This is a genomic window from Exiguobacterium sp. R-17 (assembly GCF_049913315.1).
In the GTDB taxonomy this organism is placed as follows: Bacteria; Bacillota; Bacilli; order Exiguobacteriales; family Exiguobacteriaceae; genus Exiguobacterium_A.
Genome location: NZ_CP184372.1, coordinates 552,876 through 577,754, shown reverse-complemented (window position 1 = coordinate 577,754; position 24,879 = coordinate 552,876). Strand labels below are relative to the sequence as shown.

The following is a 24,879-nucleotide window of genomic DNA, read 5'->3' as shown; positions in this document are numbered from 1 at the left end:
GAGAGGATGAGTTACATGACGATTGATCATTCACACTGGATAGCCTCTGACGGCTATACTACGACATTGCATAGCCTCGAAGCACATGATTCGAAAGGAGTCGTGATCGTCTTTCACGGGATGATGGAGCATGGCGCACGGTATGAGGAATTCGCAGAATTCCTCTATGCTCATCATTACCACACGATCATCGCAGATTTGCGCTGTTTCGGAACTCAAGCTGCACAGCGCGGGACACTCGGTCATCTTGAACCGAATCAAGGTTTTAATCAATTGATGCAGGACGCAGAAGAACTCGTCTCTGACATCAAAGAACGTTACCCGACGTTACCAGTATTCATTTTCGGTCACAGTTTTGGTTCGTTGATCGCTCGCCGGATTGGTCAAACACTCGGTCACACGGTAGCAGGAATCATCGCGAGCGGCCCTCCGACGAGCACAGGTTTACTCGGTAACATTAGCGAAAAGCTCGTCGAACGCCAAATCAATCAGCTTTCTTCTACACATCTTGCTGAACGTTTCGGACAACTGGTCTTCGGACGCTATAATCTACGTTTCTTCCCGGCACTATCGAAAAATGCCTGGCTCTCTTCGGATCCACAATCCGTCATGCGCTATGATGAAGATCCGTTATCCGGTCAAACGGTCACACTCGGGTTCTTCCATGAACTCTTGCACGCAACGAAACTCGTCAACGCACTTGCCTCCATCTATCAGCATCCGCGTCACTTACCACTGTTGCTCATTGCGGGTGGCGATGACCCGGTCGCATTTGACGGCAAAGGTATCCATCATCTGTTTGATATGTATAACCGTGTCCGTGTCGATGCCGTACAGCTGACGATTTATAAAGGGTTACGCCACGAGCTCTTCCATGAGTTCGAACGTATCCGCGTTTTCGCAGATATCGCGAGCTGGTTGAATAAACAAGTCAACCCTGCAGCTACACGCTCATCTTCTCGTTCTTCTTAAGTCATATCGATCGATACAAAAAGGCAGCAGATCCTTGGATCTGCTGCCTTTTGAACAATCTATTGTGTACTTCATTGAATCCAAGTTAGTGAAGAAATCATCGCTTCGATTTCCTCGATTTCAAGCGTCTCGCGTTCTGCGGAGTATGTCAATAGGACTAGCCGTTCCCCGTCTGAATACGCATAGATGCGTAAGAAGATATCTTCTTCTTTCCCGTCTACTGCTAGCAATGCTTCTTTTGTTGAATTACGGCGGACTTCAAGTGCTCCCGTTAGTTTGATGCCGAACTCTTCTACCAACAGATTGATTTCTTGTTCTGCCGCTTCATACGGTGTCAGTTCTTCTGAATCGGACTCATAAATGGATAATTGTAGCGTGCCCATTGCATTTTCGTCTGTTGAATAAAAACTGACGTATGTTTCTTCTTCTTGATATTCAAATACCTTTGGATATTCTAGCGTGATCCAATGATCGACTGTGTACTGTTTCATTTGAATTCCTCCATTCGTTGTATCTCTTCAAAGCGAATACCCGTCACAGCCATACGCTCGAATTGTCGAGCGAGTTGAGCAGAGACGAACATGCGATGTGTTCGCTCATCTCGCATAAGATGATGCGGACATATCGAATCGCTGATTCGTCGCTCTGTCAAAAAATAGACGCGCCGTCTCGGAATCGGACGGAATACATCCGTCGTATGTAAATGTTCGATCCGACTGACAGATAAGAGATTGAGAAGATAGTACGGAACCACTCCGTCCTTCGTCTCAAGATGTACCTTGAGACATTGTACAGAAAAGGGCGCATATGCTGCAATGACTCGCTGCACACGTTCCGAGACGAGCGGCAGATCGAATGTGTTCGGAAGGACATCCGGTAGCAAATCCGCATCTTGATTGATGGAAAAAGCAAGTACACCTACGTTATGGAACCACTCTCCTATCAATAAGCGATGACGATCGAATTGGTGATGACAAATTGCTTCCCATCCTTTTCCCATCGGCTGTTCGCTCCAAACTCTTACTTCATTCACCAGACACTCTCTCCTCTACCCAACTTTACCCATATTACAAATCAAGATTACCAGTGTAAACGATTAACTAGTATTATTGTACACTGAATCTCAAAAGAAATTGCCTTTTTTCATAAAAGTTATGGAAATGCTCTCTTTGCTATGCTACTATATTTCATGTAGCCAATACGCGGGTGTAGTTTAATGGTAAAACCTCAGCCTTCCAAGCTGATGACGAGAGTTCGATTCTCTTCACCCGCTCCAATTATGACATAACATAGGTCTAGGACCATTTCCCTCTAGAGGGCAGGCGACTCGCGGCGTGCGAGTCGTCTTTTTTATTGGTTCTGCTGATGATTCCAACGAATTTATGGGTATACAACGATATAGATAGAGATTCGTAAAGGAGGATTCGTATGATTCAGATGAAAATGCCTGGCGTGACGATTTATCAAAGTACACTTATGAAAACGACCTCAACATTGATCGAGACGCCTGATTGTCTGATTGTCGTCGATCCTGGCTGGCTTCCTGATGAGATTGCAACGATTCGTCGAGACGTTGAAATCGTGCGTCGTGAACGACCATTATATATCGTCTATACGCATGCTCATTTTGATCATATTTTAGGTGCTTACGCCTTTACGGATGCCATCGTCATCGCTTCTAAACCGTTCATCGATGTCGATCGACAAGAAGCGCTCAAAGCCGTTCAAGACTTTAACGATGAATTTTACATCGACTCCCCCGTGCTATTTCCAGATGTGACACATGTGATCCATGAGTCTGAAACGATTTTGACGATTGGACAGACGAAGCTGATCTTCTTTATGACGCCCGGTCATGAAGCGACTCACCTTTCCTTCATCGTTATGCCACTTCACTTGTTAGTCTGCGGTGATTATGCTTCCGATGTTGAAATCCCTTTGATTGAACACGATTCCTCTGAATATTTGACGACACTCGAACTACTCGAGTCGTTCATTTATGAATATGAAGTCAAACTCTTGATTCCCGGACACGGTCACATTTGCGATGTCCGAACAGAGATGATTGAACGACTTCATCAGAGCTATGATTATATCCTCGCGCTCCGTGCCGGAAAAGAATCTGACTGGGCACCATCCTGGCAAACGACTCCGTTCATGAAACGTCTGCACGAAAAAAATAAGCGACAAGTCAAACAAGAACACGAGGAACGATTAGCACGGCGTCACTACGATTAACTTTCATCAACCAAAAGACTCGGTCGCTAAATCGGCGACCGAGTCTTTTATGATTATCCAAGTAATGTGACGAGTAACGCTTTTTGTGCATGGAGACGATTCTCGGCTTGATCGAAGATGACAGATTGCTTGCCATCGATGACGTCTGCCGTGACTTCCTCCCCACGGTGTGCCGGCAGGCAGTGCAAGAAAATGGCTTCATCATTCGCTTGATTCATGATATCGTCATTAACCTGATATCCTTCAAATGCTTGCAGACGCATCGTCGCTTCTTCCTCTTGCCCCATGCTTGCGAAGACATCCGTATACACGACATCCGCACCACTCGCTGCTTCCTTAGGGTCCGTCATGACGATGATATTTCCACCGGTTTCTTTCGCGATGGCTTGTGCCTCATGAACGACTTGTGGATCAGGAGCATAGGCTGCTGGCGCACAAATCCGGACTTCCATTCCACTGAGCGCTCCACCAATAATTAGCGAATGCGCCATATTGTTCCCGTCCCCGATATATGTCAAAATCTTTCCAGCCCGGGTTCCGAATGTCTCTTCGATCGTCAGCAAGTCAGCAAGGACTTGGCACGGATGATGCAAATCCGTCAGTCCGTTAATGATTGGAATCGTGCCATGTGCCGCAAGTGTATCGACGATCTCATGACCGAACGTCCGGATCATGAGGGCATCGACGTAACGGCTCATGACTTGAATCGTATCAGAAAGCGGCTCCCCCCGACCGATTTGCATATCTGCTCCACTCAGTACGATTGGATGCCCGCCGAGTTCGACAACACCCACTTCAAATGATAGGCGTGTCCGCGTCGATGCCTTTTCAAACAATAAGGCAACTTTTTTATGGCTTAGTACGTTTTGGTAAACGCTTGGTTGATGCTTGATATCTTTCGCGAGTGCCAATAGCTCCGTCAATGCTTCCGGCGTCAGTTCCGCCATCGTCAAGAAATGTTGCAGTTGTTGCATCGTCTTCATTTTACTTCCTCCTTGATCGGCTCTGTCCATGTATGAAGTGGCTTAATAGCATAAGGGGACTTTTCTACCGCTTGTAGATGATACTGTGCTAGTTCAGGTTCTGTCAGAACTTGTACTCCGGCAGCAAGCGCTGCTTCGCGACTGGTTTTTTCTTCTGTCACGTGTGAATAGAAAATCGCACATTGTGCCCAGTCGATCGTTTCATCTAACGCTACACCTGTTCCGAATGCCTCGGTATCTGCTCCAGCAACGATGATGTCTCTTGCGGTCAAATGTCGTTTCGTCGTCTCGTCGAAAATGAAACGCTCCAGTGCCAGTCCGTCTGTCGTCCATTGCAACGTTTCACCTGTCGAACGCATGACGGGACCTGTTTTCGGATCGACTCCTTGTAGTTTCAGCGTTGAAAAAACAGGGGTCTTGACGGCATGGAAATTAAGTTTCGTCTGTTCTGTTGGTAGTGCGACCGCTTGACCGACAGCAGCTTGGACTGCCCACTGCAAGATTGGTTGACCCGTTACTTTGGCGACGATCGGTAACGTGCGGGAGGCACGCGGATTGATTTCTAGCACGTAGACCTGATCGTCATGCAAGACGAATTGGATATTGTACGCTCCTTTATAATCCATCCGTTGCCCGATCATCTGTGCAATTCGTTCTACTTCGCTCTGAACGGTAGCGCTGAGCGATACAGGTGGTAGAATCATCGTCGAATCTCCAGAGTGAACTCCTGCCCGTTCCAATTGCTCCATCAAAATCGGAACGTACGTCGTTGTTCCGTCCGTAATGCAATCGACTTCGATTTCCTTTCCTTGGAGGTAGGCATCCACGAGGACAGGGAATGCTAATTCGGAAACGATCGTCTCTAATTGCTCTTGATCGTGGATGATATGCATCCCCTTACCTCCGATGACGTAGGAAGGACGAATCATGACCGGATAACCAATCGTTGTTGCGACTTCTATCATTTGTTCGTGTGTCGCCACTTCTTGTCCTGGAATACGATCGATTCCGATGTCATCTAAAAATTGATAGAACCGCTCACGGTCTTCCATTTGATCGATGACAGCTGCCGTCGTTCCAAGAAGATGATAACCGGCTGTCTCTAAACCAGACGCAAGCGCAATCCCCGTTTGTCCTCCGAACTGGACTAATACATCTTGGCAATCCTCTGCTTCTAGGACATGCATGACGTCTTCGAGTGTCAGGGGCTCAACATATAGGCGATCTGCGACTTCGAAGTCGGTCGAGACGGTCTCCGGATTATTGTTGATCATGATCGTTTCATAACCGGATGCTTGTAGTGCACGTACCGCGTGAACGGAACAATAATCAAATTCGATTCCTTGACCGATCCGAATTGGTCCCGCACCGATGACAGCGACTTTCTTTTTCGTCGATGCAGTGACTTCCGTTTGACCACTCCAGTTTCCGTAGAAGTAAGGAGTTGCACTCTTGAACTCTCCTGCACATGTATCAATCATATGATAGACAGGAAGGATGCCTTTTTCTTTACGTAAGTGCTCGATGTCTACAGCACCGACACCCGTCAGAAGGGCAATTTGTTCGTCCGTGAAGCCCATCATTTTTGTCTGTTTTAAAGAACTTTCATTCGATAAATCAATTTTTTGTTGCTGATCGACGAGGCGCTGGAGTACTTTGACGAATAAAGCTTGTACTTTCGTCTGTTCGACGAGTTCTTCGACGGTCGTTTCCTGACGATCTAGTAGTGCTAACATCGCGAGCAGACGACGGTCCGTCGGCACTTTTATTTCTTTCCACAATACGTCAGCCTCCGCTGTTTTCATCCATGTCGGATAAAGAGGCGATTGCTCGACTCCTGCACCACGCCACGCCTTTTGTAACGCTTCTTCCAGCGTCTTCCCCATCGCCATACTTTCACCGGTCGCCTTCATTTGTGTACCAAGTGTCCGGTTACTGTCAGTAAATAGATCGAACGGGAAACAAGGCACTTTTGCCGTGATATAATCCATCGTCGGTTCGAAGCTCGCCATCGTCTCCTTCGTGACAGGATTGATACAGTCGTCGAGTCGCTCACCGAGTGCAAGACGCGTCGCTAATTTTGCAATCGGGTACCCCGTCGCTTTGGAAGCAAGTGCTGAAGAGCGACTGACACGCGGATTGACTTCAATGACAAAGTAGCGTTCTTCCGTCGGGTGGATCGCAAACTGGATGTTGCATCCACCGATGACACCGAGGTGCGACACGATTTTACGCGCTTCCGTCCGCAATTGCTGATTCATTCGATCCGAAATCGATTGAATCGGTGCAAAGACGACAGAGTCTCCGGTATGGACACCGACGGGATCAATGTTTTCCATGTTACAGACGATGATCGTCGTATCTGCACTGTCACGCATGACTTCATATTCGACTTCTTTATAACCAGCAATACTCACTTCAACCAAACACTGTGAAATCGGACTTGCTTGTAAGCCGTTTTGCGCTAGCAGACGTGCTTCGTCCTTTGTCAGCGCAATTCCACCGCCCGTTCCCCCGAGCGTAAAGGCTGGTCGGATGACGAGTGGGACACCATGTACTGCCATGAATTCTTCAAGCTCTGCTAACGATTCGATCGTTTGACTTTCCGGGAGCGGTTGCGCGAGCTCGATCATCTTTTGCTTGAATCGTTCGCGATCTTCTCCGTCTCGGATCGTCTCAAGCGATGTCCCTAGAAGTTCGACACCGTATTGCTCAAGTACTCCTGCTTCTTCGAGTGACATTGCAAGATTGAGTGCCGTTTGTCCGCCGACCGTCGCTAGGAGATGGGACGGTCGATCTTGTTTGATGATAGCTGTTGCTTTTTCAAGAGTCATCGCCTCAATGTAGACATGATCTGCCGTGCTCGGATCCGTCATGATAGTAGCCGGATTCGAATTCATTAAGATGACCTCGCATCCCGCTTCTCGAAGCGCCTGACAGGCTTGTGTGCCGGAATAATCAAATTCTGCTGCTTGTCCGATGACGATCGGACCCGAACCGATGACGAGTACTTTCTGTTTATCCCACATATGCTACCTCCTGATGTAATACGGTATTTACGAATTGATCGAAGACGACCATCGCCTCTGTCGGTCCTGGACTCGCTTCTGGGTGAAACTGGACTGTCATGATCGGTAGAGCCGGATGAATCAATCCTTCAACGGATCCATCATTGATGTGTTCATACGCAAGTTCCATCTCAGACGCTTCGATGCTTTTAACATCAACGGCATAACCATGATTCTGAGACGTCATGAATACTTGTCCGGATGCTAGATGACGTACAGGATGATTCGCTCCTCGGTGTCCATGATGTTGTTTTAATAAGGTACAACCGAACGCATGAGCGAGAACTTGGTGTCCCATACAAATACCAAGTGTCGGATAGCTCGTCGCCAGTTCACGGATTTCTGAAAGGAATGGATCTAGTTGCGTCGGATCACCAGGTCCATTGGAAAACAGCAGACCGTCTGGTGCCAGTGCTTGAATCCGTTCCGGTGTCGTATCGTATGGCACGACCGTCACACGCATATGCCGTTCAAGCAAAGCATCGATCATCGATTGTTTCACACCGTAATCGATACAGACGACATGACCCTCTTCGACTTCCGGAACGTATTCAACGTTTGAAGTCGTCGACACAGAAGCGATATATGCTGCGTCTACTGACTCCGGTACTGTCATATTCTCCTGCATCATGTCTCCAAATTGGTCGCCCTCTGTCCGTAATAGATGTACAAGGGAACGCGTATCTACTCCCGACAAAACCGGAACATTCGCTTCGCCTAGCCAGCTTGCGAGTGATGTTCCTTGCCCATCCTCAGCCAAAGTTTGAACGATGACACCAGCGACTTGAATCTGGTTGCTTTCTGACGCCTCCGCTTGAATACCGTATTGACCGATCAACGGATATGTGAAGACAAGAATTTGCCCCTGATAAGATGGATCTGTTAAGACTTCCTGATATCCTGTCATCCCAGTAAAAAAGACGACTTCTCCTTTGACTGGAACTGTTCCTTGCCACGAACCGGTAAACGTCGTTCCGTTCGCAAGCGTTAGTTTTCCGGATTGTTTCATACGATGACCTCCTGTTGACAAACGAGTTGTATTTTTTCGATGGCTTGCGTGAGCTCTTGTTCCGTCACGAACAACGATGGCAACAAGCGAATGACATGAGGACCAGCCGAAACGACAAGAAGACCATTCTCACGTAAGGCGTCAATCAGCGGTGCAACAGGCATCGTACATTCAATACCAATCATCAAGCCACGTCCACGAATAGAACTCACGATCGACTTGGGTAATTTTTTCTCTAATTGTTGACGTAAATATTCACCTTTTTCTTGAATGTCTGCCATGACAGTGTCACTTAACAAGAGGTCAAGTGTTGCTTCTGAAGCTGTCATCGCGAGTGGATTTCCACCAAATGTCGAACCATGCGATCCGGGCGTGAATACTTCTGCTGCCTCTTCCGTTGCGAGTAGCGCACCAACCGCGAGTCCACTTCCAAGTCCTTTCGCGAGGGTGATGATATCCGGTACGAGTGGTGTCTGCTCAAATGCAAAACGTGAACCCGTCCGACCGATTCCGGTTTGCACTTCATCGACGATGATTTTGACATCGTATTGCTGCGCCTTCTTCATCAACGCTTCTAGCCACGCATCGTCAGCGACGACGACCCCACCTTCTCCTTGAATGATTTCGAGCCATACAGCAGCAGTTTGATCCGTAATTGCTGATAGGCTTTCCATCTCGTTAAACGGTAGATGTTTGAATCCATTCACCATCTCCCCGTATCCCGCTTTGATTTTTTCCTGTCCTGTTGCGCCCATCATCGCAAATGTCCGACCATGGAAAGATTGTTTAAACGTGACAACTTCTGTTTTCCCTGTCCATTTTCGAACGAGTTTGTACGCCGCCTCGTTTGCTTCAGCACCACTGTTACAAAAGAAAGCATGACTGAGATGACTGTCTTCTGTCAGTCGCTCGGCGACCCGCTCTTGTGCCGCGATTTGAAACAGATTCGACGTATGCCAAATTCGGTTCAACTGTTCCTCTAGCCGTTGCTGAACATAAGGATGACGGTGCCCTGTGTTGCATACAGCGATTCCCATGATGAAATCAAGATACGTCTTTCCTGTCGCATCTTCTACGATCGATCCTTGTCCTTTGACCAATTCCACATCAGTACGTTGATAAGTGGGTAGTAGTGCACTCATGTAATTCCTCCTTGATTCGTGTCCCTGCAGCTAACGCATTTTTTCCCGATCGAATGACGACCTCTGAAATACCATGCTGAGTGGCCTGCATCATCGCTTCGACCTTCGGAATCATTCCCCCGTAAATTTCTCCCGACGCGATCGCAGCTTCGATAGCTGCAGACGTGATTTCTGATTGATAGTCACCGTTTACTTTTACACCTTCGACATCCGTCAACAATTCAAATCGGTCGACGGACCAAGCCTTCGCGACAGCAATGGCACACGCATCCCCGTTACTGTTCAACACACCTTGTTCCCCTGTGACAAGGGATGTGACGACCGGCACATAACCATTCGTACTCAACACTGTGAACAATCGTGGATGAATGTGCGTAATTTGACCAACTGCCCCGAGTCCTTTGACTTTTTTACCATGGACGCTCGCACCGTCTAACCCGCTCATCCCGACCGCTGGAATTCCTGCCTGATTCAATTGCTGGACGATCCCGGATTGGACTTCCCCTGCTAAGATCCGTCGCGCCCCGAGTAACACACCATCCGTCGTCACACGGACACCATCTCGAAACACGGGTTTGATTCCCTCTTGTTCACAGTAACTCGATAGAAGTGGGCCACCCCCATGGACGATCAATAGTTCGTTACCGGTTTCGACCCACGCTTTCCATTCCTCGAAATACCGCGCATCCAATTGCTCCCATACACTACCACCCAGTTTGATGACTTTCCGTTTCGTCATGTCCGGTAACTCGCATTGATTTTGACGTAATCGTACGTCAGGTCACAACCATAGGCGTGTCCTTGTCCTACTCCATCATGCAAATCGATATGAATTCGGACGTCTTGTTGCGCGAGGTCCTGCGATGCGATTGTTTCATCAAATAAAATAGGCATGCTCTGTTGTAACACCCACTGCGAACCAATTTTAATATCAACGTTTGATACATCAAGCGGCTCCTTGATACTTCCGACAGCAGCGATGATTCGTCCCCAGTTCGCATCTTCCCCAAAGATTGCTGTTTTGACGAGAGACGATCCGACGACTTGTTTAGCGACCATCCGCGCTACTTCATCGGTTTGTGTTCCCTTTACCGTCACTTCGATTAACTTCGTCGCACCTTCCCCGTCCCGCGCAATTTGTTTCGCTAAATCTTGACAAACCGTTTCGATGGCCTGTTCGAAGGCCAATGCTTCGTCCGTACCTTCAACGATCGGCGCTCCCCCTGCAGCTCCACTCGCTAAAATCATGACCATGTCATTTGTCGAACTGTCTCCATCTACGGTAATGCAGTTAAACGTCCGATGAATCGTCCGGCGCAATAGTGTCTGTAAGACATCCGGTTCAATCGTTGCATCGGTCGTCAAGAACCCAAGCATCGTCGCCATGTTCGGATGAATCATCCCTGACCCTTTCGCTACACCACATACTGAAATTTGGACATCCCCTTGCATGTATTGTTGACCAGCTGATTTCGTACCGGTATCGGTTGTCAGGATCGCATGGGCGAAATCACTCGCGGCATCCTTGTCATTTGTAGGGATCAGCTGTGGAATACCTGCCAGTAACGTATCAATGGCTAACGGTTGACCGATGATCCCAGTCGAAGCGATGACAACTTGTTCAGGAGCGATCCCGAAATGTGTCGCTAACGCTTGTTGTGATGTATACGCATGTGATAGACCAAGTTCTCCCGTACAGGCATTCGCGTTCCCGCTGTTGACGAGGACGGCATGAATGCGTCCTTGTGACGCCTGAATCGCTTGCTTCGTCACAGTAATCGGTGCTGCTTGCACCTGATTCGTCGTATAGACAGCTGCGGCACTTGCTCCTTCCTCACACCAAATCAAACCAAGATCCTTTCGCTTTCGCTTTAGCCCCACGTGTACCCCTGATGCTTGAAATCCCTTCGGTGTCGTGATTGTCAATGGGGTCTCTACTTGTACTTGCCACACAGGCGTTCCTCCTCTTTCGTCTCCAAGTGTTTAAATAAAGATCGGTTGTTGGGTCAAACCAGACATTTCATCAAATCCTGCTAGAATGTTGGCATTTTGAACGGCCTGTCCGGCAGCACCTTTTTGCATATTATCGATGACCGAAACGACGGTAACGCGCCCTGTCCGTTCATCCTTATAGACGGTCAAATCACAGTGGTTGCTACCCACGACGGACTTAATCTCCGGATCGCTGTGTTGTACACGTATAAACGGTTCCGTTGCATACTGTTCCGTCAACCAGGATCGCCATTCTGCTTCTGATTGATCAAGGAACGGCTGGACCGTCATGATCGCCATGATGCCTCGATTGATTGGTAATAATTGCGTCGAGAACGTGATCGGATACGATGAACCGGTCCATTCCAAAAGTGCCTGTTCAATTTCTGGAATATGTTGGTGTTGATTTACTTTATATAAACGAACGTTTTCACTGGAATGGACATGATGAGTCTGTGTTGTCAACGTCTTTCCTGCTCCCGTTAGACCAGAAGATGCTTGGATGATGATTTGAGAGGGATCGATTTTTTTCTCTTTTACGAATGGTGCTAGTCCAAGAAGGACCGCTGTCGCATAACAACCGGGATTCGCAATCCATCTGCTCGTTTTGATTGCTTGACGATTCCATTCCGGTAAACCATACGTCGCTTTTTGTTGTAACTGGGCATCAATTGGTTCCTTATCATACCAAGCTTCATACGATTCAGACGGTAGTCGTAAATCACCACTTAAATCGATAACGTAACCGGACCAATTTTGAAGTTGTTCTAAGTATTGTTTCGAGACTCCACTCGGTGTCGCTAAGAACACTATGTCTGTCTCTGTTTCCGTTAAATGTTCTACGGAAAAGGAAGATAATAATGAATACGTTTTTTTATTCATGAATGGGAATAACTCATTCATCGATTGTCCTGCCATCGAATCACTCATCAAACAAACGATTTCAAATGAAGGATGTGCTTCTAATAGCCTTAATAGTTCAATTCCGGTGTATCCTGTTACTCCGATGATGGTACATTTCATAACTGTACGCTCCCCTTCAAAGAATGTTATACCGATTTAAACATATGTATATTTATACTGTCAATTGAATTTTTATTAGTTTTTATGCAAAAAAGAAGCGTTGAAGTGATTGTCTTCTATAAGACAGCCCCTTCAACACTTCTTTTATATCCACTCATTTAACGCTTTTCAGCACGTTGTGCTACGAGATGATCGATCCCAAATACGCCTGCACCCATGATCGCAACGACTACCACAAAAATCATTGTAAACATATGTATCCTCCTCATCGTTCACAAAAATGTCATCTGATACTTCCTATTGTGCAAGATTTAAAGAAAAAAAGAAAGCGTTTACGACGAAAAATCGTCACATTTATACTCTTTTCTAATTCATTGGCGAATCTCTTATAGTTGACGCCAACGTTATTATTCGTTAAGATTACGTTTGTTCATTGCTTTCATGCATAAAAGCGTGTTAGCAACAGAGGACTATCATCTATCCATATTCTTTTAAGGAGGTGGAAGCATGCGCATGTCATTCCGTGAATCCGCAGCTATCCTAGGAATCAGCATCATCATCTTATTGTCCGCGTTATTCGGTGCTAAAGCCGAACCGCATCTTGCCATCTTATCCAGTCTTATTTTCGTCTCAGGATATGCTGTTTATCGTGGATTTAAGTTCGAAGACGTTGAACATCATATGATTCAAGGTATTCGGGAAGCGATTAAACCAATCTTAATCATGTTACTCGTCGGCATAACGATCGCAGTCTGGATGATGAGTGGCGCAGTGCCGACCCTTCTTCATTTTGGTTTATCCACTCTTTCGGCGACTTGGTTCGCACCGAGCGCCCTTCTCATTGCGATGGTCGTTTCGACCTTTACAGGCAGTTCATTTACGACGATCGGTACGGTTGGTGTTGCCTTAATGGGAATCGCAATCGCGTTAGGTGTCAATCCCGCACTTGCAGCAGGTGCTATCATCAGTGGTGCGTGTTTCGGAGATAAGATGTCACCCTTGTCGGACACAACGAATTTTGCACCGGGAATCGTCAACGTTTCCGTATTTGATCATATTCGTTTCATGATGGGAACGACGATTCCTGCTATCACGATTACGTTCATCTTATTCTTCATCTTTGGACGTAGTAGTGGTACTGTCGATTCATCTGCTGTTCAAACGACACAAGAGGAATTAGCCCGCTTGTTCCATCTATCACCATGGACGCTACTTTCTCCTTTACTTGTCATGGTTCTAGCATTGCGTAAGATGCCGGTCATCCCGACACTTGTAGCTGGTGTATTAAGTGGTCTGTTATTAACAGGTCTCGTTCAAGGAAATTGGGATGTTTCAAATTGGATGGCTGTCATTCAAAACGGTTTAAAACTAGAATCTTCTAGTAAAACCGTCGCAGCAATCATCAGTAAGGGTGGCTTGCAATCAATGATGTGGTCCGTTTCACTCGTCATGCTCGCACTCGCTTTCGGTGGCGTCTTGCGTGGCATCGGTGTCATCGATGTCATTATTGAACGGACCGTTTCACGACTCAAACGCGATGGGAGTATCATCTCTGCTGTTGCCTTATCTTCCATCGGTGTCAACGTGATGGCTGGAGAACAGTACTTGTCGATTTTATTGCCAGGACAAGCATTTAAACGGGTTTTTGAAGAACGTCAGATTGATCCACGTTTCCTTTCTCGTTCACTAGAGGATGGAGGAACACTCGTCAATCCACTCATTCCGTGGGGAGTTTCCGGAGCATTCTTCGCTTCAACACTAGGTGTTCCGGTAACGGAATACATCCCGTTCGCATTCTTTTTACTTCTTTCACCATTGTTTACGTTCTTACTTGCTTTTCTTCGTCCGACTAAAGTCGAAACGAAACAGTCCCTCGCTTCTTAAGTCTATTTCATATTAGAGGTCCGATATAACATATCGGATCTTTTTTTCTGCCACTATCGCTTTTATTTCCAGTTAATTACGTCCGAATTACGACGAAAACGGCTTGGAATCACGTTTTTTTAAAGAATTATGTGTAAAGATGAAACGAACTGGGAATATACCAAACATAAGAATAAAAATTACAGAGAATGATAGAGAAAGAGTACGTTCCTGTTCGACCGAGGAACGACTTCGATGTAATTGTGGGAGGAGTTAATATGATCAAACGTGGTACGCTGGAGCGACTTGATGGTAAATATGCCGTTCTACTATGGGAAAATGGTTCAAGCTTCATTCCACGACGTTATTTACCACCTGAAGCAAGATTAGGCGATACAATTATTTTTGACGGTACGACTTATACGTTAGATGTCAGCAATTCATCATCCTCTTCCTTTCAAACGTTTTCGTTTCGGCAAATGGGCTGATGATCGATAAAAAGCCATTCGGTATCATGCATTGACTATAGAGGAAAATTTCTCTCATCAGTCTTTCATGAAACGAATGGCTTTTTCGCTTTAACGACGAACATATAGGGAATGGTGACTACACGACGGACAAGGGTACTGATGGACATCAGATATTTCGATTCGTTCTAATATTGTTTGATCGTTTGGACACACATACTGTGGCTGTACGACATCCAATTGCAAAAATAAAGCACACCAAAATCGATTTGAAAACTGGTGACATGTTGGACAATGATATAAGTCTAATTGATACGGTACCCAATCATCCGCTACTTCTGCTTGATGTAGCTGATAGTATTGGATTAGACGAAAACGATTCCAGTCGTCCACATACGTCCGCTGTAAGACCGGTTCATGCATCGACGGTACGAACCAAAGCGGCAGACCTGTCATGAACGCTTCAACTCCTTGCGTCAAGACAGCAGGAAACGTCGGCCACCCATCTAGTTGACCGAGTTGAAATGTTTGTTGAAAGGAGCAGTTGTCGCATAGGAGTTCCATTGTCATCCTCCTGTTCGTTTCACCATCTCTTTTAACATCTGTTCCGTCACAGGACCGACATGTTTTGCAAGAATCGTTCCTTTACGATCTAATACGTAGGTTGCGGGCATTGCTACGAGACGATAGGCGTCTTCTGAATTTCCTGTTCGATCATACAACACGGAATATTCAACAGGTGTCTGCTTCAGAAAATCGGCAACATCTGAAACACGCCGCTCCGATGTCGTGACGTTGATGCCATAAACAGGTATATTCGTATGTCGTGCAAAGGCATTTAGTTCTGGAATTTCTTGTTTGCAAGGTGGACACCACGTCGCCCAAAAATTAATAACAAAGACATCATGATTAATTTCGTCTAGATCGATTGTTTTTCCTTCTTGACGCAAGGATAGATTCGGGGCTTTCATCCCTACCTCTAGACCACCTTGTGATGCTTGTTTTTGTTGTTGTTCTACTTTCTTTTGCTTCGCATCGTATGTTTGATAACCTTGATAGGCAATGCCGATGATAGCGATCGCTAGGATCAGATAGATCAACATTTTTTTCACATCTAATCCCCTCCTTCTTCGTTAAGTGTAGCAGACTTCCTCTTTTCGACCGTCTTCTTTTATCAACAAAAAAGCGAACTCTTCTGTTTTGTAAACAGAAAAGAGTTCGCCTCATTTTATTTAGATACGCTCTTTAAATGATTAGTTAAAACGTGGTAATTGTTTTTTGACTTGACGGTTATCTTTGACGCTACCGACTGCCTCGGTTCCGCCTAAGGCCTCATTCAAGGATGTCTTCCCTTCCTTGACTTCTAGACGTCGATTGAATACTGACCGATTATCAACGGAAGCAACGAGAATCGATGCGACATCTGTTTCCGAAATCGTTGCATCCTTTGTATCTTTCAAATCTTCATCTGCCTCAATCAAACCTCGCCCTTCACCAGTCGTGATGGCAACGGGACAAATGATCGTATACGTCAAACCGCTATGTTCAATCTGTTCCTCTGCTGCATTCTTAGCAGCGTAGAACGGATAGACATCTTTCTTGAATTGCTCAGGTCGATCTGCACCATAAGCGCTCAGTAGCACGAAATGACGTACTCGCGCTTTTTTAGCTGCATCAATTGTTTTCAAAGCGACTGTTCGATCCAGCAGTTCAATTTCCGTTGCTTCGCCGTCTACTCCTGCGGTCGCCGCACAAATGACTGCATCCTGTCCTGCGACTCCATGTTCAATGACTTTTTCGAGTTCTGTTTCAATATCGACGTAATGTGCCTTGACACCGAGTTTTTCGAATCGTTCCACCAGATGTTCGTGACGAACGATGACCGTGACCTGATGACCCTTGGCAAGCGATTTGACGACGCGCGCTCCAATCGTACCGGATGCACCTACAACTAGTACTTTCATATGGGGGGTCCCTCCTCGATAAGTTAGTCACCTTCGTGGAATGTCATGATGTCATGTCCAAAAATCGTTACTTTCGGAGATAACCTAACACGATCCACTAAAGGAGCAACGTACATCAATTTATACCCGCAATGACCGGAAGGAAACCCCTCCCCTTTAGTTCTTCAAGGTACCATAAAACGTCGTATCGAGACGATCACGTAGTTCTTGCAGTGCCTTCTCATTCGGTAAGTCATAGAAAATACCATTCAATCGCTGACTGACGGCTTCAATTTCATAGTGTTTTCGTTCTGACATCAAGGCGATCGATAAACCTGCTGTTGCCATCTCACGAACACTTAAATCGAGGTTCATCTCTTCTTTCATATACGTGTGCGCTGCCGGAATTTTCGACCATCCAGTTGGCTTCAACAAGTCCGTCGCGACGGCTTGGATGACTTCCGACTGACGATTGGCGCGTGCCCCGTCATTGTCCGTTTTACGGTGTCTCGAATAGGCAAGTGCCATTGCACCATCCATATGGTATTCCTTTCCTTTCTGGAATGAATACTGATTTGCTTTCCCACTCGCATCCTGCTCGGAGAACGTTCCTGTCGATACAAGATCGATTCCGCCGATTTGATCAACTAATCCGATGAAACTATCGAAGGAGATGACGATCTTTCCATCGATGTCTTCATCGAGTAGACCAGAAACGGCATCTTGTGTACATTCTTCTCCACCGAAGGCAAAAGCATGTGTGATTTTATCTTTCTTTCCATTCTCACAGGAAATCGGTGTATACGTGTCCCGAGGAATCGATGTCAACTGAATCGTTCGAGAAAGTGGAATGAATTGCATAACCGACAGGGAGTCTGAACGTGACCCGCGTAACGATTCTCCAGGTCGTGCGTCACTACCGATCAACAAAAACGTGAAGGGTTGTGAGGCAAAAAGAACGAATACGATGAGCAACAGCAAAAACAATCCAAGAAGCTTTCGTTTAAAACGACGTTTTTTCTTGATTTTTTTAGGATAAGCTTCTTTTGAAGATACGTCAGGTTTTTTTTGCACGGATTGCTCTGATCGCCCAGTCTTTCTCGAACGTCTCGAGCGTTCTTGATTAGAAAACAATCGCGAGCCTGCGCTCCCGATCATCTGTACGACCTGTTTCAGTACGCTGTTTTTAGAACGACGCGATGTACTTTTTGGGTCCCGTCGTTGCTCTTCAACATATCGATGGTACGTTTCTGTTCCCTGCTGTCCCTCAAGTGGTTCATGAGCAATCGACTCTTCCGACGAAAATGCCTCTTCTTTTGCTTGCTCTTCTAGTTCTAAGCGTCGTCGCTCCAAGCGGGAGCGCTGTGGTTGATGTTCTGCCATTCAGATACCTCCGTATCAATCTTTTGCGATTTGTTTCTCTTTCAAGAATTCGCGGAGATACGTCCGTTTCGGTTCGTGCATCGAGGCAGCCATCTGTTTGACCCACCCTTCTGTCCGTTGACCACCGGTCCGTTCTCCGTAATACGATGACGTCGACTCTTCGTATTGTGCCAGTAAGTCACGCATCGTATCGTCATCAGTATACGTATTCCGGTGGAAGACCGCATCCATCGGAAGGCGGGGTTTTTTACCAGGTTGCTGATCCGGAAGACCAACTGCGACTCCGAATAATGGTACGACGTGATCAGGAAGTTGTAAGAGCTCGCTGACACGACGGGCATCATTACGCAGTGAACCGATATAGACTGTTCCATATCCGAGCGACTCGGCAGCTACGACTAAATTTTGAGCAGCGAGTCCCGCATCAACAGCCCCCACAACAAGTGCTTCTGTCGTCTCGATCGTCCGACTTACATCCCCCCTTGCTAGTTCTGCTGCTAACATGTGTTTGTGGTAATCCATACAAAATACAAAGAAATAACTATTTTCTGCCACGTATTGTTGACCACTTGCAACGTCGACTAGTTGTCGTTTCAATTCTTCATCTTCGACACCGATAATCGCATAGGCTTGCTGATAAGAAGATGTCGATGCAGCCTGCGCTGCTTTAACAAGTGTCTCGATTGTCTTTTCGTCTAATTGATGTTGTTTAAATTTCCGGACTGACCGGTGGTTGAGTAAATGTTGAATGGTTTCATTCATGAGTAATTGTCCCCTTCTGTAATAGTCTTCTTATTTAAGATAGTCGTCTCTGACTAAAAAGCGCAAATGAAGAGGTTCGGTTTATGAAAAAAGCGGGAAATGAATAGTGTTGTACTGTGCTTTTTTGGCGAAGGAGGTCGATCATGAGAATACGGAAACTACGTCTTTTATTGGAACAGTATGGCGATACGACCCTTCGCGATATCATCGTCGAAATCTATCGTCAACTTCCGAAACAAGTCATCGAAGAGAAAGAGTTTGACGCCATGTTGACACAGTTCGTGAAGTATAAGGATTTGCAAAAAGAACAGGAACAACCGACCGTCGAACAAACCATCGCACAGACAGATCGGTTCATCCAATTGGCATACGACTTACAGTACCTTGAGCCAAACCCAATCGTACCGCTTCGCGAACAAAAGAATTGGTATATTACCGCAAAACGTTTGCTGAAGCATTTACGACATTATGCACATCGCAAAAATGGAACCCAGATTGCCTTTGAGGAGTTTTTCTTTCTTCTTTCGTCAGCTGCCGGAGAAGAACCTTTATTTTTAAGTAACGATCCTTTTCGACTATTAAAAGTCTCACAAGTCGATTTTTTTCAAGAATTAGTCGGTTATTATAAAAATGATAATCATAGCATCGAGTGGATGGAACGCGCGCTCTATACTGCCTTGAAAGTTCCAATGGACGTTGATACCGAACGCAGTGATCTTTTACTTGCCGTACTTGCCCACTGTGAGACAGCAGAACACCAAGAAGCCTATATCAATTGCTTGAACGTGCATGCAAAAAAACTACAGTCACATGTCCGAATCGATGCAGATGCTTTATCCACTTATCAAGAAATTCGCTTTGCAGAGTTGCATGCCCTGATTTCACTACGAGCCTTAGAACGAGCGGAGACAATGCTGTTCACAGAATATATTCCTTACTTTTCGCATCGTTCGACTCCTTTTCGTTATTATCTCGACCTCCTCGAGCGCGCTGGACTAGAACAAGAGCATGATCGTATAGAGCGCGTCGGACGTAAAAAACGTATTCATTTTTAAGGATCCTTCTCTTCCTAACCACTCATACTATACAAAAAAGCAAGTGACGGACAGCGTCACTTGCTTTTTTGTATTCTCGTGGCTCAGAGCAGATTCATCTCAATCAGAAGCATTAACGATTCCAAGTCCAACCGTTGCCAGTAAAGCAATACAGGCAAATAAAAATGCCATATCGTTTGGTGAATCGAATCCTTCATAAATTGGTTCTTTTCGATCAACGATGATATGGTCTTCCGTTCCATAATTACCATACGTCGTCGAACTACTCACGCCCGGTTCATCGTAATCACGTGCTTCTACTGTCAATGTATCCGCACTGATTAGAAATCCTGATAACCCAATGATGATCCAAAAATACTTCATGATATTTTTGCCTCGATTCTTTCTTATCTTCAGGAATCCATCTACTTTTTATTTGAAACAAAAGATATAAATACCTTTTATTTCCTGTAAAATAAAAGTGAGATGCAACCATCTTCACTTTCTTAAAGGAGGAATTTAATTTGCCTATCGTGTATTACGGTCAATTGTCTCATGTTCAAAGACGACACGTCCATCAACTTCTACATTCTCATCAACAGCCGTATGATGTTTCATTTTTTCAGCCTCTTGAAGAGTGTCAATGGATTTACCTCGAGTCTGATCAGATCCAGGCGACACTTGGCTATCATGTCGTACATGATGTCGTTCGTTTAACGAACGGAGCTTTTCATGATATTCAAGCCTTCCGTCGTCTCGCCATTTCATTACACACACATGCCCTTCGGCAAGGGTGTCGACAAATTCACGTACAAGTTTCTCCACCACATGACCTTTCTGTAACCTCGATTTGGAAAGAGCTTGGCTACAGTTTATATGCCGAACAATTTCGTTTGATCGGATTATCAGACGGACAACCTGCCACATTGCGTTTGAAAGCTGTTCATGAACGCAATCAAGATACGTATTTGGCTCTTCGTAACGATGCCCTCAAAGGATCCACCCACTTCTTCCCTCACAGTGTTGCTGATTTAGAAAAGTTAATCAGACGAAAAGCTGTTCCTTATTTAGTCTATGATAAGCAATTGATCGTTGGTACACTCTTATTTCAAAAACTCGGTCCGAACATTCGTCTTCTTGAAATCACCTGTCTACCTGGGCTGAGACGTCAAGGCTACGGAAGTCGCATACTCCATACGTTTCAGGAAAAACTACGACGTTCGAACATTCAAACGTTTGAAGTCTTTTTTCTTTCAACACAGCAAGACGTATTACGACTATATCGTCCCACGATGTTTTGCGATATCCAGTTAACCTCTTATTGGCATACATTTAGCACAGATCATCCCCCGTTAATCGTTTAACCGATCGACGACCTCTCTGTATTCAGGTAACACATACTCCGCATCCATTTTTCTAAAATCAACGTGCCCCACGTCACGAAGCACCAGACCCATCCCGAATAACTGTTCGATATAGACGTCTCCCATTGTCATAGCAAGTCCAGGATGATGGTTATGGAAAGCAAGCAAGGCATCCTTACAGATTTCAGATGCAACAGGCTCTTGCATCACACGTTTTAATAAAGATGGAAAGAGCGTCGTTTGCCGTCCAATCAACGCATAGAATGGAAAGTAATGTTTCGCATAAACGAACGTCGGAAGATAGGCATTTGCCTCAATTGTTTTGAACAACAACGGTGAAGTCGGGCGCTGTAATCGTTCTGCTAGCCCAACGGTCGCTTTGCATTCGCTCAGCTGATCCAGCACTCGAATCGTCAATTCTTCTTCGATATCAAGTAATAAGACGAGATCAAGCAGATTTAATTCATGCGTCTCCATGAATTGATCACTGCGTTGAAGATGCATTGTGTAGGTAACGTCCAATTTTGTAGCGACAAGTGTCCATAGCTCTGGATGACGCGCCGCATAAAGACCTACAGGAAAGTGAAGCGGCTGCCGGACGATGGAGCGATGACCCTCAAGTGTGTAGACTTGATTGACGTCAAGACCGTGCGCTAATAGCATCTCGAGTAACTGCTGACGATTTTGACACGCGACAAGCGTTTGGAACAGACGATCGATTTCGCTGAACGGTTGTTTCATCTCCAGTGCTAGTTCTAAATGAGCAGGTGAATCCTGCTCTAGCGATCGTTTAATGAATTGTAAGGCACGTTGTTCCGCATCGTTCAGTTGAGCAACGTGCGTCCGAAACATCTCAACGTCAAGTTCCCGAAAGGCTTGCAACGCCGGAGCAATTGATTGATTTTTCGTAAAGGGTTTCCACATAATTCCCTCGACCTCCTCATTCCAGTATCTCTTCGTAGTGTACGCAATATCCGATCGTCTTAAAAGCAAAAAATGGAGGATCTTCCGTTGTTTCCGGAAGATCCTCCATTTTTTTATTTTTCCCCGACTTTTAGATGAGCATTTCGAAAGACGTCATCGTGCTTCCCTGTCTTTTCAACACTTGTTCCGACAGATCCATAATATTCGATTTCATCCTTTGGTTGGATGAATTCGTATGTGATGGCAGGCTCGCCACGAAGGCGGACGTGTATGATTTGCCGATGCTGTAAAGAAAAGGAGGCATGCACTTCAAGAAAGGAGGAAGCCGATAAATCATGTTGTCGCTCTAAAATCGTCATCAATTCTTGCTCAGAATCACGGTAATTCCCTTGCAATTGAGCATACGAAATACCGACTCCTAAAGAGAGGATACCGATTAAACTAAGCGCGCAAATGACCAGCACTTTCTTCATGACTGATCCACCTCCGAGAAAAGTTCATTCTACTTATTCATCGGTTTATCCTTCGACGACGTGAAGTCTTTTTTAGAATCCTTTGCGTAAAACTGCATATCTACATGTGGAATATCATCCTCTAAATAAGGTTCGGATACAGTTTCGAAACCAAATGACCCGTAAAACCCTTCTAAGTGCGCTTGCGCTTGTAAGTAGATCGTAGCTTTTTCCTGCAAATAATCCATCGCTTTCTCCATCATTTGTTTTGCCAATCCAACTGATCGGTGAGTACGATGAACGGCAACCCGGCCAATCGCTAATCCTTTTGTCGGATGGTTGTATATCCGAAGACATCCAACGATTTGACCGCTTTCGTTACGTACGATCAGGTGTGTGGCTTGTTGATCTTGATCATCTAGTTCCGGATATGCACACTCCTGCTCAACGACGAAAATATCCATTCGTAATTTCAACAATGCATATAACGTATCGGGTGTCATGTGATGAAAAGACTCAAATGCGAATGCGTACATAAAAACTCTCCTCTTTAGTTACGACAAAGTCGTGATAATTGTCCAGCATAGATCGTGACCGGAATGTCTTTAAAAATCGTATCTTTTTCCCAGTTCAGACCGTTTGCGCGAGCGACATTTTGAGAAGAACGATTATCGGGATGAATGATCGAGATGATTCGATCATGCCCTCGATTAAACGCTTCCATCATTAGACGTTTCGCTGCTTCACGACCATAACCGACTTTCCAGTGCTTCGGTTCGAGCCAATAACCGACTTCTAATTCTTCTTTTCCATCCACTTCCTGCATCAATAATCCAGCGAAACCGATTGGTTCATTCGTTTCTTTTTTGAATAACAGCAAAAAACCAGTTTGTCGTTCATCCGAGTATCGTTCCAATTGTCGATCGAACCATTCTCGTGCCTCATCTTCACTCAGAGCAACGCCACCATTGATATAGCGCATGACTTGCTCATTTTGAACAAGTGACTTGTAAAAGCTGAAATCCGCTTCTTCGAATGGTCGCATCCATAATCGTTCACTTTCCATCCTCATCGCCTCCTTCTATATGTTTCTTTTCCCGAGTTCTTTTCCCTTCATTCCTCTTCCCTATTATTCTACCTGTGCGATGTTTTTCATTACTAATCGATGACATTCACTCTCTAGTGCTTGCAATTCCCGGCATAAGTCGGTATTTTGGGAACAGTATGTTGAACAACGACTGCACAATTAATGTTAAAATATATTTTGAGCGCATAAGCGCTGGATAGGAATTTATGAAAAGGACTGAGACCATGATGACTGAACAAGTAATGACAGGGCTATATGAAGGCATTTCAAAAGAATCTGTACTGATCAATGAACCTTTAAAATATCATACGTATACAAAAATGGGAGGAATCGCTGATCTCTTCATCATCCCAACGTCTTATGAAGAAACGGCTTTTGTCGTAAGATATGCTTACGAACGAGGCATCCCTTTGACATTGCTCGGGAACGGATCGAATCTCGTCGTACGTGATGGCGGTATTCGCGGTATCGTTCTTTCGTTTGAAAAGTTAACCGACATTTCGGTCGAAGGACATGAACTCGTCGCTCAAAGTGGCGCAGCAATCATCGAGGCGTCTCGTGTTGCGTATGCGCATCAACTGAGTGGTCTTGAATTCGCTTGCGGGATTCCGGGAACGATTGGTGGCGCGTTGATCATGAATGCGGGCGCCTACGGTGGAGAAGTCAAAGATTGCCTTCATAGCGCCACTGTTTTGACACGACAAGGGGATCTGTTGAACATTTCGCATGATGAACTCGAACTGGGATACCGGACGAGTTGTTTCTCAAAGAAAGAATACATCATTCTCGAAGGACGATTTGCTTTGACGGAGGGTGATCCAGCATTGATCAAGGAAGTCATGGATGATCTAACGCATAAACGAGAAACAAAGCAGCCTCTCGAATATCCTTCTTGTGGTAGTGTCTTCAAACGTCCAGAAGGCTATTTTGCGGGTAAATTGATTCAAGATAGTGAACTCCAAGGAACACGCATCGGTGGTGCTGAAGTATCAAAGAAACACGCCGGTTTTATCGTCAACGTCGAAAACGCATCAGCATCTGACTACATTGCACTCATTCGCCATGTACAAGAAACCGTCCAAGAAAAATTCGGTATTTTACTTGAGACAGAAGTAAAAATCATTGGGGAAGAAGTATGATAATAATCTAATCAGAAAAGGTGAGCCCAGTATT

Annotated in this window: 26 protein-coding genes and 1 tRNA gene; 8 read left to right on the top strand and 19 right to left on the bottom strand. The window is 45.5% G+C overall.

Translation table 11 applies throughout. The features are described 5' to 3' along the window. The first annotated feature begins 15 nt into the window (after nucleotides 1-15). Nucleotides 16-972, top strand: coding sequence for an alpha/beta fold hydrolase (locus ACN9MT_RS03040; RefSeq protein ID WP_035412573.1), 957 nt, complete (start codon nucleotides 16-18; stop codon nucleotides 970-972). 71 nt (nucleotides 973-1,043) lie between these two features. Here the strand turns inward: ACN9MT_RS03040 and ACN9MT_RS03035 are convergent, their stop codons facing one another. Both ACN9MT_RS03035 and ACN9MT_RS03030 read right to left on the bottom strand, forming a co-directional pair. Then, nucleotides 1,044-1,463, bottom strand: a complete 420-nt coding sequence (locus tag ACN9MT_RS03035) for a hypothetical protein (protein WP_426272753.1) — start codon at nucleotides 1,461-1,463, stop codon at nucleotides 1,044-1,046. Beyond that, a complete protein-coding gene (locus ACN9MT_RS03030; RefSeq protein ID WP_231496925.1) occupies nucleotides 1,460-2,005 on the bottom strand; it encodes an imm11 family protein in 546 nt (181 codons plus the stop codon). The genes ACN9MT_RS03035 and ACN9MT_RS03030 overlap by 4 nt, the downstream gene beginning before the upstream one ends. Before the next feature lie 169 nt (nucleotides 2,006-2,174). Between ACN9MT_RS03030 and ACN9MT_RS03025 the strand changes: the two genes are divergently transcribed. Both ACN9MT_RS03025 and ACN9MT_RS03020 read left to right on the top strand, forming a co-directional pair. Next, nucleotides 2,175-2,248: transfer RNA gene (locus ACN9MT_RS03025), tRNA-Gly, on the top strand. 152 nt (nucleotides 2,249-2,400) lie between these two features. Then, entirely contained in the window at nucleotides 2,401-3,210 is an 810-nt protein-coding gene (locus tag ACN9MT_RS03020) for an MBL fold metallo-hydrolase (RefSeq protein ID WP_426272752.1), read from the top strand. A gap of 53 nt (nucleotides 3,211-3,263) precedes the next feature. On the opposite strand, the gene argF is transcribed toward ACN9MT_RS03020, so the two are convergent. From argF to argC, 7 genes are read right to left on the bottom strand one after another with little or no spacing between them, the layout of a single operon-like run. Next, nucleotides 3,264-4,193 (bottom strand): ornithine carbamoyltransferase, encoded by a 930-nt coding sequence (gene argF / locus ACN9MT_RS03015; RefSeq protein WP_426272751.1) that lies wholly within the window; start codon nucleotides 4,191-4,193, stop codon nucleotides 3,264-3,266. Continuing rightward, nucleotides 4,190-7,222 carry a carbamoyl-phosphate synthase (glutamine-hydrolyzing) large subunit gene (carB, locus tag ACN9MT_RS03010; protein WP_426272750.1) on the bottom strand — a complete coding sequence of 1,011 codons (3,033 nt, stop codon included), beginning with the start codon at nucleotides 7,220-7,222 and terminating at the stop codon, nucleotides 4,190-4,192. Before carB ends, argF begins: the two co-directional genes overlap by 4 nt. Then, a complete protein-coding gene (locus ACN9MT_RS03005; protein ID WP_290758103.1) occupies nucleotides 7,212-8,270 on the bottom strand; it encodes a carbamoyl phosphate synthase small subunit in 1,059 nt (352 codons plus the stop codon). The genes carB and ACN9MT_RS03005 overlap by 11 nt, the downstream gene beginning before the upstream one ends. Next, nucleotides 8,267-9,412, bottom strand: a complete 1,146-nt coding sequence (locus tag ACN9MT_RS03000; RefSeq protein ID WP_426272749.1) for an acetylornithine transaminase — start codon at nucleotides 9,410-9,412, stop codon at nucleotides 8,267-8,269. The genes ACN9MT_RS03005 and ACN9MT_RS03000 overlap by 4 nt, the downstream gene beginning before the upstream one ends. After that, nucleotides 9,378-10,151: an acetylglutamate kinase gene (argB, locus tag ACN9MT_RS02995; protein ID WP_214856452.1), complete on the bottom strand. Its 774-nt coding sequence runs from the start codon at nucleotides 10,149-10,151 to the stop codon at nucleotides 9,378-9,380. Before argB ends, ACN9MT_RS03000 begins: the two co-directional genes overlap by 35 nt. Continuing rightward, nucleotides 10,148-11,365 (bottom strand): bifunctional glutamate N-acetyltransferase/amino-acid acetyltransferase ArgJ, encoded by a 1,218-nt coding sequence (argJ, locus tag ACN9MT_RS02990; protein WP_290753998.1) that lies wholly within the window; start codon nucleotides 11,363-11,365, stop codon nucleotides 10,148-10,150. Before argJ ends, argB begins: the two co-directional genes overlap by 4 nt. Before the next feature lie 30 nt (nucleotides 11,366-11,395). Further along, nucleotides 11,396-12,427 carry an N-acetyl-gamma-glutamyl-phosphate reductase gene (gene argC / locus ACN9MT_RS02985; RefSeq protein ID WP_426272748.1) on the bottom strand — a complete coding sequence of 344 codons (1,032 nt, stop codon included), beginning with the start codon at nucleotides 12,425-12,427 and terminating at the stop codon, nucleotides 11,396-11,398. A gap of 507 nt (nucleotides 12,428-12,934) precedes the next feature. Between argC and nhaC the strand changes: the two genes are divergently transcribed. Both nhaC and ACN9MT_RS02975 read left to right on the top strand, forming a co-directional pair. Next, nucleotides 12,935-14,311: a Na+/H+ antiporter NhaC gene (nhaC, locus tag ACN9MT_RS02980; protein WP_426272747.1), complete on the top strand. Its 1,377-nt coding sequence runs from the start codon at nucleotides 12,935-12,937 to the stop codon at nucleotides 14,309-14,311. A gap of 257 nt (nucleotides 14,312-14,568) precedes the next feature. Then, entirely contained in the window at nucleotides 14,569-14,778 is a 210-nt protein-coding gene (locus ACN9MT_RS02975; RefSeq protein ID WP_058703651.1) for a DUF3006 domain-containing protein, read from the top strand. 90 nt (nucleotides 14,779-14,868) lie between these two features. Here ACN9MT_RS02975 and ACN9MT_RS02970 read toward each other — a convergent pair whose 3' ends face one another. From ACN9MT_RS02970 to nfsA, 5 genes are all read right to left on the bottom strand, one after another. Then, the gene (locus ACN9MT_RS02970; RefSeq protein ID WP_035412539.1) at nucleotides 14,869-15,321 is read right to left on the bottom strand and encodes a hypothetical protein; all 453 of its coding nucleotides are present in this window, start codon (nucleotides 15,319-15,321) and stop codon (nucleotides 14,869-14,871) included. A gap of 2 nt (nucleotides 15,322-15,323) precedes the next feature. Further along, nucleotides 15,324-15,860 carry a TlpA family protein disulfide reductase gene (locus tag ACN9MT_RS02965; protein WP_231496927.1) on the bottom strand — a complete coding sequence of 179 codons (537 nt, stop codon included), beginning with the start codon at nucleotides 15,858-15,860 and terminating at the stop codon, nucleotides 15,324-15,326. 150 nt (nucleotides 15,861-16,010) lie between these two features. Further along, on the bottom strand, nucleotides 16,011-16,721 hold the full coding sequence (locus tag ACN9MT_RS02960; RefSeq protein WP_035412533.1) for an NAD(P)H-binding protein: 711 nt from the start codon (nucleotides 16,719-16,721) through the stop codon (nucleotides 16,011-16,013). 156 nt (nucleotides 16,722-16,877) lie between these two features. Then, nucleotides 16,878-18,083: an LCP family protein gene (locus ACN9MT_RS02955; protein ID WP_290787961.1), complete on the bottom strand. Its 1,206-nt coding sequence runs from the start codon at nucleotides 18,081-18,083 to the stop codon at nucleotides 16,878-16,880. A gap of 15 nt (nucleotides 18,084-18,098) precedes the next feature. Next, on the bottom strand, nucleotides 18,099-18,845 hold the full coding sequence (nfsA, locus tag ACN9MT_RS02950; RefSeq protein WP_290787962.1) for an oxygen-insensitive NADPH nitroreductase: 747 nt from the start codon (nucleotides 18,843-18,845) through the stop codon (nucleotides 18,099-18,101). 143 nt (nucleotides 18,846-18,988) lie between these two features. On the opposite strand from nfsA, the gene ACN9MT_RS02945 reads away from it, so the two are divergent. Next, nucleotides 18,989-19,900, top strand: coding sequence for a hypothetical protein (locus ACN9MT_RS02945; protein WP_426272746.1), 912 nt, complete (start codon nucleotides 18,989-18,991; stop codon nucleotides 19,898-19,900). Nucleotides 19,901-19,999: 99 nt separating this feature from the next. Here the strand turns inward: ACN9MT_RS02945 and ACN9MT_RS02940 are convergent, their stop codons facing one another. Beyond that, a complete protein-coding gene (locus ACN9MT_RS02940) occupies nucleotides 20,000-20,263 on the bottom strand; it encodes a hypothetical protein (RefSeq protein ID WP_035412522.1) in 264 nt (87 codons plus the stop codon). A gap of 149 nt (nucleotides 20,264-20,412) precedes the next feature. Here ACN9MT_RS02940 and ACN9MT_RS02935 point away from each other — a divergent pair, with 149 nt between their 5' ends. Then, nucleotides 20,413-21,243 (top strand): GNAT family N-acetyltransferase, encoded by an 831-nt coding sequence (locus ACN9MT_RS02935; RefSeq protein WP_349680038.1) that lies wholly within the window; start codon nucleotides 20,413-20,415, stop codon nucleotides 21,241-21,243. Here the strand turns inward: ACN9MT_RS02935 and ACN9MT_RS02930 are convergent. From ACN9MT_RS02930 to ACN9MT_RS02915, 4 genes are all read right to left on the bottom strand, one after another. Next, complete coding sequence (locus tag ACN9MT_RS02930; protein WP_035412518.1) at nucleotides 21,232-22,167, bottom strand: hypothetical protein; 936 nt, start codon at nucleotides 22,165-22,167, stop codon at nucleotides 21,232-21,234. The genes ACN9MT_RS02935 and ACN9MT_RS02930 overlap by 12 nt on opposite strands. A 113-nt stretch (nucleotides 22,168-22,280) precedes the next feature. Then, a complete protein-coding gene (locus ACN9MT_RS02925; protein ID WP_035412515.1) occupies nucleotides 22,281-22,640 on the bottom strand; it encodes a hypothetical protein in 360 nt (119 codons plus the stop codon). Nucleotides 22,641-22,669: 29 nt separating this feature from the next. After that, nucleotides 22,670-23,155: a GNAT family N-acetyltransferase gene (locus tag ACN9MT_RS02920; RefSeq protein ID WP_052019161.1), complete on the bottom strand. Its 486-nt coding sequence runs from the start codon at nucleotides 23,153-23,155 to the stop codon at nucleotides 22,670-22,672. Between the two features lie 14 nt (nucleotides 23,156-23,169). Continuing rightward, complete coding sequence (locus ACN9MT_RS02915) at nucleotides 23,170-23,685, bottom strand: GNAT family N-acetyltransferase (RefSeq protein ID WP_035412512.1); 516 nt, start codon at nucleotides 23,683-23,685, stop codon at nucleotides 23,170-23,172. 245 nt (nucleotides 23,686-23,930) lie between these two features. On the opposite strand from ACN9MT_RS02915, the gene murB reads away from it, so the two are divergent. Further along, a complete protein-coding gene (gene murB, locus ACN9MT_RS02910) occupies nucleotides 23,931-24,845 on the top strand; it encodes a UDP-N-acetylmuramate dehydrogenase (RefSeq protein WP_035412510.1) in 915 nt (304 codons plus the stop codon). The last annotated feature ends 34 nt before the right edge of the window (nucleotides 24,846-24,879 follow it).

Coding starts and splice junctions, on each gene's coding strand:
- ACN9MT_RS02960 (WP_035412533.1), bottom strand. CDS start 16,721: ATGAAAGTACTAGTTGTAGGTGCATCCGGTACGATTGGAGCGCGCGTC.
- argC (WP_426272748.1), bottom strand. CDS start 12,427: ATGAAATGTACCATCATCGGAGTAACAGGATACACCGGAATTGAACTA.
- ACN9MT_RS02975 (WP_058703651.1), top strand. CDS start 14,569: ATGATCAAACGTGGTACGCTGGAGCGACTTGATGGTAAATATGCCGTT.
- ACN9MT_RS02970 (WP_035412539.1), bottom strand. CDS start 15,321: ATGGAACTCCTATGCGACAACTGCTCCTTTCAACAAACATTTCAACTC.
- ACN9MT_RS03040 (WP_035412573.1), top strand. CDS start 16: ATGACGATTGATCATTCACACTGGATAGCCTCTGACGGCTATACTACG.
- nhaC (WP_426272747.1), top strand. CDS start 12,935: ATGCGCATGTCATTCCGTGAATCCGCAGCTATCCTAGGAATCAGCATC.
- ACN9MT_RS03035 (WP_426272753.1), bottom strand. CDS start 1,463: ATGAAACAGTACACAGTCGATCATTGGATCACGCTAGAATATCCAAAG.
- ACN9MT_RS03020 (WP_426272752.1), top strand. CDS start 2,401: ATGATTCAGATGAAAATGCCTGGCGTGACGATTTATCAAAGTACACTT.
- ACN9MT_RS02955 (WP_290787961.1), bottom strand. CDS start 18,083: ATGGCAGAACATCAACCACAGCGCTCCCGCTTGGAGCGACGACGCTTA.
- ACN9MT_RS02915 (WP_035412512.1), bottom strand. CDS start 23,685: ATGGAAAGTGAACGATTATGGATGCGACCATTCGAAGAAGCGGATTTC.
- ACN9MT_RS03005 (WP_290758103.1), bottom strand. CDS start 8,270: ATGAAACAATCCGGAAAACTAACGCTTGCGAACGGAACGACGTTTACC.
- argB (WP_214856452.1), bottom strand. CDS start 10,151: ATGACGAAACGGAAAGTCATCAAACTGGGTGGTAGTGTATGGGAGCAA.
- ACN9MT_RS02920 (WP_052019161.1), bottom strand. CDS start 23,155: ATGTACGCATTCGCATTTGAGTCTTTTCATCACATGACACCCGATACG.
- ACN9MT_RS02925 (WP_035412515.1), bottom strand. CDS start 22,640: ATGAAGAAAGTGCTGGTCATTTGCGCGCTTAGTTTAATCGGTATCCTC.
- ACN9MT_RS02965 (WP_231496927.1), bottom strand. CDS start 15,860: ATGTTGATCTATCTGATCCTAGCGATCGCTATCATCGGCATTGCCTAT.
- ACN9MT_RS02930 (WP_035412518.1), bottom strand. CDS start 22,167: ATGTGGAAACCCTTTACGAAAAATCAATCAATTGCTCCGGCGTTGCAA.
- ACN9MT_RS03000 (WP_426272749.1), bottom strand. CDS start 9,412: ATGAGTGCACTACTACCCACTTATCAACGTACTGATGTGGAATTGGTC.
- argF (WP_426272751.1), bottom strand. CDS start 4,193: ATGAAGACGATGCAACAACTGCAACATTTCTTGACGATGGCGGAACTG.
- ACN9MT_RS02945 (WP_426272746.1), top strand. CDS start 18,989: ATGAGAATACGGAAACTACGTCTTTTATTGGAACAGTATGGCGATACG.
- carB (WP_426272750.1), bottom strand. CDS start 7,222: ATGTGGGATAAACAGAAAGTACTCGTCATCGGTTCGGGTCCGATCGTC.
- nfsA (WP_290787962.1), bottom strand. CDS start 18,845: ATGAATGAAACCATTCAACATTTACTCAACCACCGGTCAGTCCGGAAA.
- murB (WP_035412510.1), top strand. CDS start 23,931: ATGATGACTGAACAAGTAATGACAGGGCTATATGAAGGCATTTCAAAA.
- ACN9MT_RS02940 (WP_035412522.1), bottom strand. CDS start 20,263: ATGAAGTATTTTTGGATCATCATTGGGTTATCAGGATTTCTAATCAGT.